Source organism: Bacillus paralicheniformis, assembly GCF_002993925.1.
Lineage (GTDB): Bacteria > Bacillota > Bacilli > Bacillales > Bacillaceae > Bacillus > Bacillus paralicheniformis.
In genome coordinates this window covers 1,277,552-1,292,685 of record NZ_CP023665.1, presented here as the reverse complement: position 1 = coordinate 1,292,685, position 15,134 = coordinate 1,277,552, and the positions used below count along the sequence as shown (strand labels likewise).

The following is a 15,134-nucleotide window of genomic DNA, read 5'->3' as shown; positions in this document are numbered from 1 at the left end:
GCCTCCTTTATTAGCCGTTTGGCACCGCGGTTTTTTCGGTGATTCCTGTTCCGAATGTCTGGAAAACCGTTTTGTGGCTGACGTTGTATACTTCTCTCCCGGCTAGCTGATTGATGATCACCGAGTTCCGGTAAGCGCCGAGTCCCAGGTCAGGCGCTCCGACGCCGTGCGTGTGCAGCTCTCCGTTTTGAACGAAAATATGGTTTTTTGATGTTGCAGCTGTCACCAGTCTATAGTCGCGCGTAATGACATAGCGGCCGCCCGCGTCCTTTTCAATCAGGCTGTCAACAGGTGCCAGACACTCCGGCAGCCTCTCTTTATAGCCCGTCGCCAGGACGACCACATCTGCCTGCCGCTCAAACCGTTCTTCATTCACCCGGTTTGCGCAGTGCAGAATCAGCGTTTCTCCATGCTGTTCGATCTGCTTGACTTCTGTCATGGACTGAAGATCAAAAGCCGCTTCCCGCCCTCCGCAGGTCCGCTCATACAGAAGATGATAAATATCGCTGATCGTCTTCGCGCTGATTCCTTTATAAAGGAGATCCTGCTGCGTTAGCAATTCATCTTTTTTCCACTGTGGAAGCTGATAGAAAAAATCGATATAATCAGGCGAAAAATATTCGAGCCCGAGGTTCGAATATTCCATCGGGAAGAAGCCTTTTGAGCGGGTGAGCCAGCTGACATGCTCCGCTTCATCTTCACCGACGAGGTCATAAAACACCTCGGCTGCGCTTTGACCGGAGCCGACGACGGCCACCCTTTTCCCTTTAAATCCGTCGGGCTTTCTCATTAAATACTCAGCTGAATGGAACACCGAGCCTCCCAAAGCGTCTGAGAGCGTTTCGGGAACGTGCGGGCCCGTCCCAATGCCAAGCGCAACATGCCTCGTGTAATAAACGGCTTCCCCGCCGTTTTCCCGATTCACGACCCGCACTTTAAAAAGCGCCTCCGGATTCGATTCAATGAGCGATATGCTTTCAACATTCATCCCGAAGCGGCACGAGTCAAGCTGTTCTGCCACCCAGCGGCAGTAGTGGTTGTATTCCTTTCTCGGAATATGAAAGTCTTCCAGAAAATAAAAAGAATACAGACGGTTATGCTGCTGGAGATAGTTTAAAAAGCTGTATTCGCTTGTCACATCGGCCATGCTCACTAAGTCGGCCAAAAACGGCACCTGCAGTGTCGTCCCTTCAATCAGCATGCCGGGATGCCAGTTAAAGCTTTCATTTCGTTCAAAAAACAGCGCATTAATCTCAGGCACGGAATCGGCTAATGCGGCAAGGCCAAGGTTAAACGGCCCGATGCCGACGCCGATGACATCATATACATCAGTGGCTCTCTTTGTAGAGTTCATCTTTTTTCCCCTTTTCAAAAAAACGTTCTCGTTCGCAAAACATCAATAATCCGGTTTTATCAGGGAGATTCACAGGTTTAATCGGGCGAAACCCGCATTTTTCAAAAACATGAATCATTTTTTTGTTGCGGATATCCGGCTCTGCGATGACCTTTTTTGTGTTAGGCTCGGCAAATTGCATACAGACCATCGCTTTTAAAAGCGGAAGGGCCAGCCCTTTTCCCAAGTACTCTTTTTCTCCGATCAACAGGTGGATGCCCTGGTCAAAAGGTTCATTATCATAGTGGTGTTCAATGACGTCCCCCTTGACCCAGTACGACTCCCAGTAGCTCATGGGCACACCGTCGATAGAGCCGATGTACAGCGTTTGGTGGGGGTCTGTGATGGCCTTGTGAAAATGGTCTTCAAATTTTGCAAACGGCATGTTTAAATGCCAAAACGGGATGACGTGCTCCTCCTGCATCCAGCGATAGACGAGCGATACGTCTCTTGCATAGTCCGCTTTTTGAAATGTGATCCGGTCGTTCATTGGACGGCCGCCTCCTCCTTTAACAGCGGATTGCCGACAGACGTATAACGAGACTGGGTTTCAAGCGAGCCCGTCAGCTCATCCATGTCGTAAAATCTCGTCAGCAGATTGGCCTTGCACGGAAGCTCCGAAAACCGAAGCAGGCTGTCCGTCAACTCAGTGATGCCGTAAATGTGTTCCGCTTTTTCAAGCCGCTCTCTGATCATGGACAGGAGCGTTTCTTCCCGGATCAGCCCTTCGCAGCCAAACCCGTTCACCAGCCCAAACAGATGGTTGAAGAAGAAATAATAGCGCAGTCTCTCAACAGCCACGCCGTCCGTGCAGATCGTCTCGCTCCTTTCGCTCAAGTCTTCGATCAGCTTGGAAAGAATCCCGGCTTTTGATTCGCTGTAGTAATAGCCTTGATTATCCCTGTAGTAAAACGTCTCCGGATAGCCGTTTTTTAAGCGGATAACGGCGTTTTGCTGGTGCGCTTCAATCGCCAGCCCGTATGTTTCAAACAGCCATAAAACAGGCTCTAGCGAAATGGATAAATATTTGTCAAACCAATCAATGCTCACTTCTTCCGTTGTCCGCCCTTCTTTTAACGCCAGCCCGCGGATAACAGAGGACAGCCGCGACTCTTTCCCGAAGGCGTGATCTTGGCAAAGCCCGGCGACCAGACATGCAGAACGGTCGTCTTCATAAAACGGATTCTCCCTAATCACGACTTCAAAGCCGGACTCCCCGTTCTCCCCCCGAATCGAGATGTAGGCAGGATCTGTGATAACGCGAAAGCCCGGAAACTCCTGTTTTAACCTTTGACCGAGTTCTGTCTGAAGCAGCCGGGCCATTTCAACACCTCTGTCCAATTCTTTCTGCTTGTTCACACGAAGCGAATTCGTGATTTTGATCGGGATCGAGAATTTGTACATATAGCGCGAGTGCTTGCTGTAAACCGTGCGGACGGAGGATGTCGCCGTGAACGTCCTGCCCTTTGCACCGAGATATGTAAGGAGACCTTGATCGATCAATTTTTGCACATACGGCTCCTCCAGCAAAGCTCTCGCCTGGAGCGGGTGTGCGGGAAGAAGCGCAAAATCCGGATCGGCCGTTTGCTCGTCTAGCCACGCATTATCAATCATCGGGTCGTTTCTCAATTCCTCTTGTATGACTAGCGGCGCTTTTGTTCCAGTACTTGAATCGTGCAGAACGAGCGAGGCATGCGCCTTAAAGTAATGAAGCTGAAACTCCCCTTTCAATTCAGGTGAGAAAATGTTTTCCTCTTCAGGTTTCATGCCCTGCCTGCTTTTTGGCGTCGGGTGCATCAGATGACCGAGCAAGAGCGACTGCTCCGCTTCGATAAACGTAAAATCAGCGCGGCTAAGCTCATTTTGATCACCGGCCCGTTCTTCCACATAACGGCTGATATTGCGGCAGCTCAAAATGACTCTGAGCAAGAATTCATCCTCGGCACCCCCGCGGTTTTGCTGAAGAAGCAATTCTTTTGAAGCGAGGGAGACGAGCGTGACATAGTCGAGCGGAAGCGGCTTGTTTTGGGTTGTTTGATAGTAAAGCGGAAATGAGAAAAGGTGCCTTCCCGTCTTCGACCAGTACTTGATCGGAACGATCAGCTCGATTTGCTGGCGTTTTAGCGGAACAATCAGCGTTTTTTGAGAGCCGTCCGCGATCTCACGGGTTTTGATGCCGGTTTCACGCAAATAGCAATTTAAAAAACTTTGAATCGTAGCGTTTTCTGCTATTTCTTTAAATGAACTCATCTTGTTACCCTCCTGCTATTCGTATAAAGACTTGCCAGCTCTTGAATCCTGCCGAGAATGTCGTCAAGATCCGAAAGCGTCGTCCGCGGATTCAGCAGCGTGAATTTTAAATACGTTTTCCCGGCTGCTGCCGTCTTGGCGATCACCGCCTGTCCCGTTCTGAACAATTCTCTGTGGATACATTTATTCAAACGGTCGTTCTCTGCGTCGTCTTCTGAGGCGAGGCAGCGGAAGACGACAGCGTTCAGTTCAGGGTGCGGATTCAGCAGTTCGAACCGATCGCTTGCTGAGATTTTTTCCGCTGTCGCTTCGGCCAATGCGAATGTCCAGTCAATCATCTCGGCGAATGTATCTTCTCCAAGCACACGCAGCGAGACAAACAGCTTTAAAGCGTCAAAGCGCCTCGTCGTCTGAATCGATTTATTGACGAGATGAACGATTCCCTCCGCTTCATCCTCTTCAGGATTTAAATAATCGGCATGATAACCAATCAAGCGGAAATGCCTTCTGTCTTTGACAAGAAAAGCGCCGCAGCTGACCGGCTGATAAAACTGCTTGTGGAAGTCGACGCTGATGGAGTCGGCCCTGTCGATACCGGCCAATTTATAGCGGCGGGTTCTGCTCAAAATCAACGCCCCTCCATACGCGGCATCAACGTGAAGCCAAAGCCCGCCGGCATGCGCGGCATCCGCAAGCTCGGAAAGCGGATCGATGCTTCCGAAGTCCGTCGTACCGCATGTGGCAACAATCGCAAATGGATGTAAGCCCGATTCCTCAAGCAGCGTTGTTTTTCGCTTTAAATCGTAAAGGCTCATCCGCTTTTCATCATCTGTATCGACGAGTACGACGGCGCGCTCTCCAAGTCCGAGCTGGGAAGCCGACTTTTTCACGGTAAAATGAGCATCCTTTGAACAGAGGATCCGCAGCCTGTCCGCTTCCGGCGGCAGTCCGTCCTTCTGTACGTTCCAGTTCCACTGCTTTTCACAGAAAGCATCGCGGGCCAACAGAAGTCCCATGTAATTAGACTGTGTGCCTCCGCTCGTAAATGTTCCGTCAGCATTCTTTCCGTACTCGAACTTTCGGCAAAGCCACTGCACCATTTCTTCCTCGATCAATGAAGCCGCTCCGCTTTGATCAAACGAATCCATCGACTGATTCAGCACACTGATCAGCATCTCTGCAGCGAGTGCCGGGATGAGCGGCGGACAGTGCAAGTGTGCGGCGCATTTTGGATCTTCAACATGAATCCGGTGCGGCAAATAGGCTTCTTTTAGATCAGCGAGAACATCCGCAAGCGGTTCTCCCGCTTCCTTAAACGAAAACAAGTTTTTAATTTCGTGCTTTAATTCATTCGGCATCTTCCCGCTGTAGGGCTTCATTTTATTTTTCCAATCGGCCCACAGCGTCTCTACAGCGGCCTCGGCCGCGTCACGGTATGCTTTGATCCCCTGTTCGCCGTTGTGCATAAACAGGGAATCAAAGTTTTTCTGTTTACTTGACTGCTTCATAGACGGCCTCTCTGAAGATCGTGATGATATCGTCGATTTGCGCCTCTGTTACGATGAGCGGCGGCAAGAAGCGGATCACGCTTCCATGGCGTCCTCCCGTTTCAACGATCAGTCCTTTTTCAAAGCATTTTCTTTGAATCACGCTTGCAAGCTCCGCATCAGCCGGATAGCTGCCGTTTGTGTTTTGTTTTTTATGCGGTGCGACAATTTCGGCGCCGATCATCAGCCCTCGTCCCCGGACATCACCGATTTCAGGAACGTGTTCCTGAATGTCTTGCAATTCCTGCATGAGCTTCGTGCCGACTTTTTCTACATGTGACAGTACATCGTGCTCTTTTATATATTTTAACGTTGCACTTCCGGCCGCCATCGCCATCTGGTTCCCTCTGAATGTACCGATATGCGCCCCCGGTCCCCACTGATCAAGGTCTTGATCATAGATGACGGCAGACAGAGGAAGACTTCCGCCGATCGCTTTTGAAAGGACGATGACATCCGGTATAATGCCGGCGTGCTCGAACGCAAACATTTTTCCGGTTCTGCCGATGCCGGTCTGCACTTCATCAATGATTAGAGGGATTCCGCGTTCTTTTGTGATCCTTCTCATTTCTTTTATCCATTCAGCCCGAGCCGGAACTGAGCCTCCTTCTCCTTGTACGGCTTCAAAGATCATCCCGGCCGGCTGTAAAATTCCGCTTTCCGGATCATCCAGCATATTTTCGATATATGCGCTCGACAGCTTGTGGCTCGCCTCTCCTCCTCTTCCAAACGGGCAGCGGTATTCATACGGATATGGCAGGAAATGCACATCAGGCATAAGTCCCTGGACATTTTCCTTTGGAGATAAATTACCGCTCAGCGCCATCGTTCCATGAGTTGCACCATGATAGGCACCGTGAAACGACAAGATGGTTCTTCTCCCCGTTGCCGTTTTGACAAGCTTGAGAGCGGCTTCGATCGCATCGCCGCCGGTCGGACCGCAAAACTGGATCTTCGCCCGTTTGGCAAACGCCTCAGGAAGGCTTGCAAATACTTCGCTGACAAACTCTTCTTTGATTTCCGAAGTGATATCAAGCGTGTGCAGCGGGCGTTTTTCATCAAGCATTTTTTGAATCGCTTCAATCACAACTGGATGATTATGACCAAGCGCAAGCGTCCCCGCTCCTGCCAGGCAGTCATAATATTGCTTTCCATCCGCATCAGTCACCAAGACACCTTCCGCGGTTTGCATGGCGAGCGGAAATCTTCTCGGATATGAACGCGCATTAGACTCTCTTCTATTTTGCTGCTCCAAAAACACTTGATTTTTAGAACTCGTTTGTACAGGCATAGAAAGCATTCCTCCAATTGATAAAGATTATCATTTTCAATGACAAAAAAAGTGTATATTTTGTGACACCGGCATGTCAATAAGATTCAGAAAAATAGGGCGTTTCTCACAATGAGGAAACATGAAGATTTCCTCTACTGCAAATCCAGCTGCTAATATGAATCAATAGTTCCTTGAATGATATGTTAATGGGATTTTTTGGACTGTTTTTAAATAACCCGAGGCCTGAAATAAAAAGGGGCGGCTGCTGAACGTCGATTTTTCAGCAGCCGGTACAGCCGGGACTCACATGAGCTTCCCGGCGAGTTCTGCGATCGTTTGAATGCCGTAGCGAAGCTCTGGCAAAGAGGCGTACGAATAGGACAATCTGATGCTGTATTTAGCTTCTTTATCGTAGAGAGTGCCGGGATTGATGAGGATGTTTTTCTGTAATGCTTGTTCGAACAAAGCGCTGAGCGAGAGCGGCTTTAGAAATGTGACCCAAATGTAAAACCCGCCTGAAGGCTTTTCCCAGCGGGCGATTCCTCTGCAATAGGTCTCAAGACACCGGATCGCCTCATCCCGCCTTCGTCTCAGTTCACCTTTGATCCAGCTGAGATTTTCATCATAAAGTCCGCTTGAAAGCCACTTTGCAGCCACCCATTGCGACAATGAACTTGAGCCGTAGTCAGTCTGCATTTTAATATCGGCCAGCCTCTCGATGACGGGCTCCGGACCTGTGATCCAGCCGATGCGAAGGCCGGGGCTGACTGTTTTCGATAGTGTACTGACATAAAGAATGCTGCCTTCTCTGTCCATGGCCTTCAGCGGCGATGACGGCGGACCGTCAAGCCGCAAGTCGCCGTATGCGTCATCTTCAATAACCGGGAGCGACAGCCTTTTGCTCATTTGAATCAGCTCGCGCTTCCGGTTTTCCGACATCAGTTTGCCCGTCGGATTGTGAAATGACGGAATCGTGTACAGTAAATCGGCGCCATGCCGTTTTTTTACCGCCGGAATGACGGACGGGTCTAATCCCCCGCCATCCATTGGAAGCCCGCAAAGCCGCATGTCCATCGATTGAAAAACGTGCAGCGAGTATAGGTATGACGGCTTTTCCGCCAACACGACGGCTCTCCGCTTCAAAAGGCCGATCGATATGAGCTGCAGCGCTTGGAGCGCTCCGGAGACAATCAGAATCGAGTCGGCCGATACACGCACACCCTTCCGGACCAGATGCTCCGCCAGCACCTCTCTTGTATAGCGGCTTCCTTTCGCTTCTTCATACCCGAGCATCAGCCTATCAGACGGTGCGCGGCGAAGAATCTCTTCCATCTGTTGATAGGGCAGCAGTTCAGGCGCTAATTCACCTGTGCCGAGCCTGATGATCCCTTCTGTAAACTCCTGCCTGTTGATTTCCTGAACCGTCATTGAATTGGGACGGTGAATTCCCGAACGTACATAACTCGTCCAGTCAAGCGGCGGCCCCGCCGTCAATTGTGACCATGTTTGATTGGCCACCTTTGTGCCTCCGCCCCGGTTGCCTTCAAGAAATCCTTGGGCTGTCAGCTCGTCCAGAGCCGCGGTAACCGTGCTTCTATTCACTTGAAAGATAGATGCCAGCTTGCGTTGTGAAGGGATTTTCGTCCCGGCCGGCCATTCGCCCTGTAAAATCTTCTCTTTTATGATCTGTTCGATTTGCTGGTATAACGGAATGTCTGAATGTCTGTTCAGCTGTCTGTGCACTTCATGTTCAGCTCCTTTTTTAAAAGATAGCATTTGGCTGGGCAATTAGACCAGCCAAATGGCCGGAGACATTCCCCGCTTCTTACTCTACAATAAAACGGATGTTTTGAATGAAAGGGGTTTTTACAGTCATGAACGCAGTTATTCACGGAATGATTCTCGCTTTTGGACTGATCTTGCCGCTCGGCGCGCAAAATGTCCTGATTTTTCAGCAAGGGGCCGCATCATCGAGCATTTGGCGTGTCTTGCCGCTTGTGATCTCCGCATCGTTGTGCGATTCCCTCCTGATTATACTGGCAGTCACAGGTATTTCCGCGGCTGTCGCCGGCCTTCCTGAAGTTAAATTTGTCCTTTTGACCGGAGGATTTTTGTTTCTCATTTATATGGGATGGATCACATGGAGGAGCAAACCGGCGGTAGGAAACGCGTCCGAAGCTATGCCGCCCAAAAAGCAAATCGCTTTTGCTGCGGCCGTATCGCTCTTAAATCCGCACGCCTTGCTCGATATCGTCGGCGTGATCGGCACCAACTCTTTAGCGTATGAAGGTGCGGATCTTTGGCTGTTCACCTGTGCATGTATGATCGTTTCGTGGCTATGGTTCCTTGGACTTGCCGCAGCGGGAAGACTTCTCAAACAGCTCGATTCACAGGGGGTCGTCATGACCTTGTTCAATAAAGGATCTGCGGCTGTCATGTGGGGGCTTGCCGCCTACCTCGGCGCCTCGCTGTTTACCTGATCCTGCGGGAACGCGGCTTCTGTCCGCATAAACCTGAGAAGCAGCGAGCACAATAAGGACATCCGGTAACCCGGCAATGATCAATCGCTGATGAGGGATGTCCATGTTTCGAAAATATAAAAGAAAGGGAGCTGGATTGCGGAGCGCTCCCATTACGAAAGATGCCCTTCTTGACGCCACCGCCGGTATGGCTGATGCGGTGATCGAAGAGCATAAAACAAAAGGCGGACAAAAAGCAGTATTTTACTATTTACATACCATCATTGATCGGGTCATGCTGCAACAGTCGATCATCAGGCCTCTGATCATGAGCGCCGAAGAAGAGTCAATATATCGCTGTTTAAAAACCTTTGTTTTGCACGTTGAACCGATCGTATCTTTAGAAACCGCAAAGGAGTGGCTGATGTCCGGTTCGATCATCATCCATGATCCGGACAGGCAGCAGTGGTTTGCCATTCCCATTGAAAATCGGGTCGGCCGGCAGATCGAACCGTCTCAAACCGAAACGGTGATGTACGGTCCGAAAGACAGTTTTACCGAGCAGCTCGACGTCAATCTTTCTTTGCTGCGGCGCAGGCTGCCTTTAACCAATTTAAAAGCGGAAAGGCTGACGGTCTGTTCGCTCAGCAAAACATCTGTTGTTATCGTTTATATTGCCGGATTAACCAATCCGGAATTGATTGAGGAAGCCAGAAAAAAAATCGCGGAAACCGATTTTGACATGATCTTCGATTCCGCACAGCTCACTGAATTGATTGAAGATCATCATCATTCGATTTTTCCGCAGTTCCAGCAGACTGAGCGTCCCGACATTTCCGCATACAATTTAAGCATTGGCAAAGTCGCCATTTTGGTCGATCAGACGCCGTTTGTATTACATGCACCGATCACGTTTTTTCACCTTTTTCACTCCGCTGAAGATTATACGACGCGCTGGCCGGTTGCCAGCTTTTTTAGAATGCTGCGCTACGCCAGTTTTTTTCTGTCTATTTTGCTCATCCCTTTTTATGTGGCTTTGTCGACTCATCATTATCATATGTTTCCGCTCCAGATCCTTTATGTGCTGATCGAATCAAGGAGCAAAGTGCCGTTCACCCCGTTTTGGGAAGCGGTTCTTATGCTGCTCGTCATTGAAATTATTAAGGAAGCCAGCGTGCGGATGCCGACAAAATCAAGTTCAACATTGGGGGTTATCTCGGGGATTGTGATTGGAGAAGCGGCGGTGCAGGCGGGCTTTGTCAGCAAAGTGCTAATCGTTTTGGTCGGCATCTCAACGGTCGCGTCATTTTTGGTGCCTAACTACATCGTAGCTAAAGGGCACACTTTGATTCATTTTACGATGCTCGTGTTCTCCGCCTGCCTCGGTTTTTTCGGATTGATCTTCGGAATGATCGGACTGTTTGTTCATTTGAACGGGCTTACTTCTCTCAAGCAGCCTTATTTTGCGCCGATTACTCCGTTATATTGGCGCGATTGGCTCGATCTTTTTATACGAAGTCCTTTGATCTGGCTGAAAAAGCGCCCCGAATATCTGCATACCTTGCAAAAATGGCGGTACGTTAAAAGGAGATGAAGCGGCTTGAGTTCTTTTCAATTATTTCACAAGACACGGCCTCTCGGCGGAATTTACATCGCCCTCATCGCCAACCGTATGCAAGTTCTTTTTTTCATCTTGGTTCTGCCGATGTATCTGGTTCACCCTTACATGATGTTCGTTATGCTCGCTGTCGGAATGCTGTCACAGTTCAACTTGTACCTGTTGTCCAAATGGCTGTCTTCTCCAGCGGCCGCAAAAGGCTATGAAGGCTTTGCCGCTCTCTTCGGCGAACGCAAGCTGCGCTTTTTTATCCTGATCGGCTTAATTCAGCTCGCGTTAAAGATCGCGATCATGATCACAAGCTACGCCGAAACGGTGAGACACTTCATCTTTCCCGCCATCAATATCAACTGGCTTGTGATCTTGATTCTGGTGATCAGCGGATATGCGGCCTCCCGCGGCATGGAAAATACGATGCGATTTGTTATCATTGCCTTTATGTCATCATTTTGGATCGTGTTCATTTTTATCAGGTTTTATATCCCCCCGATCGCTTCCTTGACCGATTTATATCCGTTGATTCCTTTTGACTGGACTGAACATTCTTGGAAGGCGCTGCTCGTCATGTGGTCTTCTTTTTCCAGTCCCGAGTATTTGATTTGTCTGGCTCCATGGTTCAGCAAGGAAGCTAATGTGCTGAAATGTTTATCGGTCGGTAATGCGATTTCACTCTTCGAATATTTGTTTTTGTTTATCGGTGCATTATTTTTCTACGGCTCCTCTTATTTGCTGGAAACCATTTTTCCGGTGATAAACATGCTCCGCTATTTGCAGTCGCCGATTTTGGAGCGGATCGATACGTTTCTACTGTCTGCCCATATGTTTCATTTTGCGTTTGTAATCGCGATTTTTTTACTCTGCTTTTACGGAGGCCTCCGCATTTTGTTTAAAAGAATGGCCAAGCCTGTGACGCGAAGAGGATTTCTGTTCAGCTTCCTATTGCTCATGGGATGTTCGCTCGTGTTAAGCACCTGGTTTTGGCAATCCGGAAAACAGCAAGATATGTGGTTTTTGATCGAAGTATCCATCGGAGCCGTCACTTACGCATTGACTCCGGCTATTCTTGTCATCGCCGGAAAACGAAAGGGGCGCATGCAATGATCAGCGGGAAACGCCTCATATTAAACGGCTGTATCGCACTTGTGATTTTCATGACGATTGAGGGCTGCTCTCCATTTGTTGAAAACAATGAGATTGAAGAAATCTCACCGGTTACCTTTTGGTATATCAAAGAAGGAAAAAAAGGAAAGATCTCAATGAGCACCACCGTCCCTCCGGTGGGCCTTGAAAAGAAGCGGCTATTCAGCACCGAAGTCAATATGATCAAACAAGTCGGCAAGCGATTTAATTTAAATTATTACAACGAGCTGAAAAACGGGCAGCTGAGAATGGTGATGATCGAAGAAAATCTCGCCGACAAAGGCATACTTCCGATTATCAACACGCTTCTGTCAGACCCGAAAATCGGCCCTCGCCTTTATCTCATCGTCGTCAACGGCGATTTTGACAAATATATACTGAACGAATTGAAGCAAAGCGAGAATTTTGACTTTTATCTTTATCAGACGTTAAGGCATTTTGAAAGAGCCAACCAGGGTGAAATGAGCATCGTTAACCTGCATCAATTCAAAAACCAGCTGTACACCCACTATTCAGATCCTTACGTGCCTGTTTTCAGAACCGATGGTAACCAGTTCACATATGAAGGAACAGGACTTTTCCGAAACGACAAATTCGTGAAGACACTGACCGGCATAGACGATCAAATTTTTCAGCTGCTCAACAATAACAGGTATTTGAAGTTCCTCACGATTCCCAACTTGTCAATCATAATCGGCCAAGCCCGCTCAACCGTCACATTTGACTTGAATCAAAACAATACAGCTTTATCAATGAAAGTCAGCATAAACGCGGGCATTGAAGAATACACAGGCGACAAAAACCTGCAGGATCAAAGCGAGTTCAGCGCACTTGTCCATGATGTGGAATCCGAATTGGAAAAGAAAACAGCGGACATGATAAAGGACATGCAAAACATTCGGGTTGATCCGCTTGAAGTCGGCGGTGAAGCGCTGTTTCCGTTTACGAAGCCGATGAGCGACAAAGCGTGGCTGCATCGTTGGGAGAAGATGGATGTCGAGGTGGACTATCAGGTGAATCTGAGACCGAATCTGAATGTGCAATAAGGGGCTTGCAGTTGATTGAAAACGCTGAGAGAAAGGGCGGCATCGGGCGGAGAAATGCTTTCTTCCGCCCTTCTTTCTGTTGATCCTATTGACCGCAGGATGATCTCCGGCATACTTTGTCTTTATCACAGCCCGTTTATGAGCCCCGTTTCATACCGTAAGCTGTTTCGTCTGATACTGAATCTTGACGGTCTTGCCTGTTGACCAGGATTCTGTGGCCGCAAGCGCGATTTCCAGATTGACTGCCGCATCCACTTCAGTCACAATCGGTTTCGTTTTGTTGCGAACACACTTGGCAAAGTGCTGCATCTCTAAGCAGTACGCTTCATGGAACCTCGCCTGGAAATCCGGAATGATATTATAGCTGCTCCCCTGCCCGGTCCGCACGGTAACCGCCGGGTTCCGCAGCGTCCCGATGAAGATGCTGCCGTCCGTCCCGATAATTTCGGCACGTATATCGTGGCCGTAAGACGAATTGCGGCTTGCTTCCGCATCACCCGCCGCCCCCGAATCAAACTCCATATAGGTGAGCGCTTGATCGACATCATGGCATCCCGGCATGAACGCGTGCTTCAAAACCCTTCCGTGGCCGGAAACCGAAGTAATTTCAGCCCCCATTAAATAACGCGCGATATCATAATCGTGAATCGAACAATCGACGAAAATACCGCCGCTTTTTTTAATGAATTCGGCCGGAGGAGAGCCAAAATCGCGCGTGAACCCTTTATAATAGATCGGTTTGCCGATTTCTCCGGCATCGATCCTCCTTTTGGCATCCGCATAAGCAGGATCAAACCGCCTCATAAACCCCACCTGGCAAATCACGCCCGTTTCTTTGACTTTAGAAATGACTTCAATCGATTCTTCAAGATTTAATGTCAGCGGCTTCTCGACGAAAATCTGTTTGCCGCATTCGGCCGCCTGTTTGATCACTTCGGCATGGGTTGATGTCGGTGTAACGATGACGACGGCATCAATCTCTGGATCGTGGAGACATTCAAACGGATCTTCAAACCACTTTTCAACACCCAGTTCAGCGGCAATCTCCCTCGCCCTCCCCTCTGCCGGATCGGCCACAGCGGCAAGCAGGACCCCGGGCACCTCGGTTTTGAGGTTTTTCGCATGGTAATAGCCGAGCCTTCCGAGCCCTAATACGGCGCATCTCACTCGTTCTGTCATTTTCTTCTCTCCCTTCTCACATATTGAAAGCGCTTTATTAATAAGAGAAAGCGCTTGCTCATTTCAATTCTGATTTTACCCTGTATTTATTTTATCCGCAATCCTTTTTAGGATTTAATGAAAGCAAGCGCTTGCTCTTATTTTTAAAAAAAGAGCGTTTTTTTCTATCAAAACCCGCTCTTTTCAGCATGTGCATCTTTTTTAAATGGAGGTGCCGTCGACTGTCTGACGACAAGTTCAGGCATGAGAATGATTTTGTTTTTCGAACTTTTCTCGCCACTGATTTCTTCGGCCAGCAGCTCGGCCGCACGGCGGCCCATTTCTTCAATCGGCTGCGACACTGTCGTAAGCGGCGGATCGGTCATTTCGGCTAAAAACGTATTATCAAAGCCGATGACAGATAAATCCGTTGGAACTTGGAGCCCCCATTCCCTTGCAGTCTGAATGACTCCGCACGCAAGCACATCATTCATGGCGAAAACGGCGGTCGGAATGTTGCTTTCGAAAATCTGAGCGGCTGCTTTTTTGCCGCATTCCAGGGAAAAACCGGTACCGGCGATGAGCGATTCATTCACTTTGATGCCGGCTTCATCCATCGCTTTTTGGAAGCCTTTCAGCCTGTCTTTTTCTCCGGTTGTCGATCCGTCACCGGCGATGCAGGCGATTGTCTTATGGCCGAGCGAAATTAAATGCCGCGTCGCTAAGTATCCGCCCATAAAATCGTCGATGACCACGACATCCAGCGGAACAAGGGCGCGGTCCTGAGAAATCATCACGAGCGGTATGCCCTCTTTTGCAATATCCTCGAGCGCATCCATGCTCTCCTGATTTTCGATGCCGGTCGCAAAAATGATGCCGTCGACGCTTTTTTGCTTGAGCACCGAGAAATACGTTGTCTCCTTTTTCGGATCGCGGTCGGTACTGCATATCATCATGCTGAATCCAAGCTCGCCCGCCCGCTCTTCAACGCTTTTGGCAAGCTCTCCGAAAAAAGGGTTTGCAATATCGGGCGTCAACAGGCCGATAATGTTCGTGCGCTTTCCGGTAAGCGCAGAAGCGTGAACATTCGGCTGATAATCGAGTTCTTTCATGACGGCATGCACTCTTTGCCTTGTCGACCTGCTGATTCTCCCGGTATTGTTGATCACCCGGGAAACCGTGGAAATCGAAACGCCTGCCGCTTCCGCTACATCATAAATGGTTTTTTTCATTTTGGTCCCCTCTAGTCC

The 15,134-nt window shown here is 49.1% G+C and carries 12 protein-coding genes; 4 read left to right on the top strand and 8 right to left on the bottom strand.

All coding sequences use genetic code 11. The annotated features are described in order from the left end of the window. Positions 1-10 precede the first annotated feature (10 nt). The 6 genes from CP943_RS06545 to CP943_RS06520 form a co-directional block, all read right to left on the bottom strand. Complete coding sequence (locus CP943_RS06545) at positions 11-1,354, bottom strand: lysine N(6)-hydroxylase/L-ornithine N(5)-oxygenase family protein (RefSeq protein ID WP_020450901.1); 1,344 nt, start codon at positions 1,352-1,354, stop codon at positions 11-13. Beyond that, on the bottom strand, positions 1,329-1,883 hold the full coding sequence (locus tag CP943_RS06540; RefSeq protein ID WP_020450900.1) for a GNAT family N-acetyltransferase: 555 nt from the start codon (positions 1,881-1,883) through the stop codon (positions 1,329-1,331). Before CP943_RS06540 ends, CP943_RS06545 begins: the two co-directional genes overlap by 26 nt. After that, positions 1,880-3,643, bottom strand: coding sequence for an IucA/IucC family protein (locus CP943_RS06535; protein WP_026579916.1), 1,764 nt, complete (start codon positions 3,641-3,643; stop codon positions 1,880-1,882). The genes CP943_RS06540 and CP943_RS06535 overlap by 4 nt, the downstream gene beginning before the upstream one ends. Then, positions 3,640-5,151: a pyridoxal phosphate-dependent decarboxylase family protein gene (locus CP943_RS06530; RefSeq protein ID WP_026579917.1), complete on the bottom strand. Its 1,512-nt coding sequence runs from the start codon at positions 5,149-5,151 to the stop codon at positions 3,640-3,642. Before CP943_RS06530 ends, CP943_RS06535 begins: the two co-directional genes overlap by 4 nt. Further along, positions 5,135-6,481 carry an aspartate aminotransferase family protein gene (locus tag CP943_RS06525; RefSeq protein WP_105980870.1) on the bottom strand — a complete coding sequence of 449 codons (1,347 nt, stop codon included), beginning with the start codon at positions 6,479-6,481 and terminating at the stop codon, positions 5,135-5,137. Before CP943_RS06525 ends, CP943_RS06530 begins: the two co-directional genes overlap by 17 nt. Before the next feature lie 285 nt (positions 6,482-6,766). Further along, positions 6,767-8,239, bottom strand: a complete 1,473-nt coding sequence (locus CP943_RS06520) for an aminotransferase-like domain-containing protein (RefSeq protein ID WP_050820931.1) — start codon at positions 8,237-8,239, stop codon at positions 6,767-6,769. Positions 8,240-8,337: 98 nt separating this feature from the next. On the opposite strand from CP943_RS06520, the gene CP943_RS06515 reads away from it, so the two are divergent. The 4 genes from CP943_RS06515 (at position 8,338) to CP943_RS06500 (ending at position 12,726) form a co-directional block, all read left to right on the top strand. After that, positions 8,338-8,943 carry a LysE/ArgO family amino acid transporter gene (locus CP943_RS06515; protein WP_039072710.1) on the top strand — a complete coding sequence of 202 codons (606 nt, stop codon included), beginning with the start codon at positions 8,338-8,340 and terminating at the stop codon, positions 8,941-8,943. A gap of 103 nt (positions 8,944-9,046) precedes the next feature. Continuing rightward, positions 9,047-10,516 carry a spore germination protein gene (locus CP943_RS06510; RefSeq protein WP_039072661.1) on the top strand — a complete coding sequence of 490 codons (1,470 nt, stop codon included), beginning with the start codon at positions 9,047-9,049 and terminating at the stop codon, positions 10,514-10,516. 6 nt (positions 10,517-10,522) lie between these two features. Further along, the gene (locus CP943_RS06505; RefSeq protein ID WP_103749052.1) at positions 10,523-11,641 is read left to right on the top strand and encodes a GerAB/ArcD/ProY family transporter; all 1,119 of its coding nucleotides are present in this window, start codon (positions 10,523-10,525) and stop codon (positions 11,639-11,641) included. Then, a complete protein-coding gene (locus CP943_RS06500) occupies positions 11,638-12,726 on the top strand; it encodes a Ger(x)C family spore germination protein (protein ID WP_105980869.1) in 1,089 nt (362 codons plus the stop codon). The genes CP943_RS06505 and CP943_RS06500 overlap by 4 nt, the downstream gene beginning before the upstream one ends. A gap of 150 nt (positions 12,727-12,876) precedes the next feature. Here CP943_RS06500 and CP943_RS06495 read toward each other — a convergent pair whose 3' ends face one another. After that, positions 12,877-13,905, bottom strand: coding sequence for a scyllo-inositol 2-dehydrogenase (locus CP943_RS06495; protein ID WP_023856622.1), 1,029 nt, complete (start codon positions 13,903-13,905; stop codon positions 12,877-12,879). Between the two features lie 167 nt (positions 13,906-14,072). Further along, positions 14,073-15,116, bottom strand: coding sequence for a LacI family DNA-binding transcriptional regulator (locus CP943_RS06490; RefSeq protein WP_020450890.1), 1,044 nt, complete (start codon positions 15,114-15,116; stop codon positions 14,073-14,075). Positions 15,117-15,134 lie beyond the last annotated feature (18 nt).

Coding starts and splice junctions, on each gene's coding strand:
- CP943_RS06515 (WP_039072710.1), top strand. CDS start 8,338: ATGAACGCAGTTATTCACGGAATGATTCTCGCTTTTGGACTGATCTTG.
- CP943_RS06545 (WP_020450901.1), bottom strand. CDS start 1,354: ATGAACTCTACAAAGAGAGCCACTGATGTATATGATGTCATCGGCGTC.
- CP943_RS06495 (WP_023856622.1), bottom strand. CDS start 13,905: ATGACAGAACGAGTGAGATGCGCCGTATTAGGGCTCGGAAGGCTCGGC.
- CP943_RS06520 (WP_050820931.1), bottom strand. CDS start 8,239: ATGCTATCTTTTAAAAAAGGAGCTGAACATGAAGTGCACAGACAGCTG.
- CP943_RS06530 (WP_026579917.1), bottom strand. CDS start 5,151: ATGAAGCAGTCAAGTAAACAGAAAAACTTTGATTCCCTGTTTATGCAC.
- CP943_RS06540 (WP_020450900.1), bottom strand. CDS start 1,883: ATGAACGACCGGATCACATTTCAAAAAGCGGACTATGCAAGAGACGTA.
- CP943_RS06510 (WP_039072661.1), top strand. CDS start 9,047: ATGTTTCGAAAATATAAAAGAAAGGGAGCTGGATTGCGGAGCGCTCCC.
- CP943_RS06490 (WP_020450890.1), bottom strand. CDS start 15,116: ATGAAAAAAACCATTTATGATGTAGCGGAAGCGGCAGGCGTTTCGATT.
- CP943_RS06535 (WP_026579916.1), bottom strand. CDS start 3,643: ATGAGTTCATTTAAAGAAATAGCAGAAAACGCTACGATTCAAAGTTTT.
- CP943_RS06525 (WP_105980870.1), bottom strand. CDS start 6,481: ATGCCTGTACAAACGAGTTCTAAAAATCAAGTGTTTTTGGAGCAGCAA.
- CP943_RS06500 (WP_105980869.1), top strand. CDS start 11,638: ATGATCAGCGGGAAACGCCTCATATTAAACGGCTGTATCGCACTTGTG.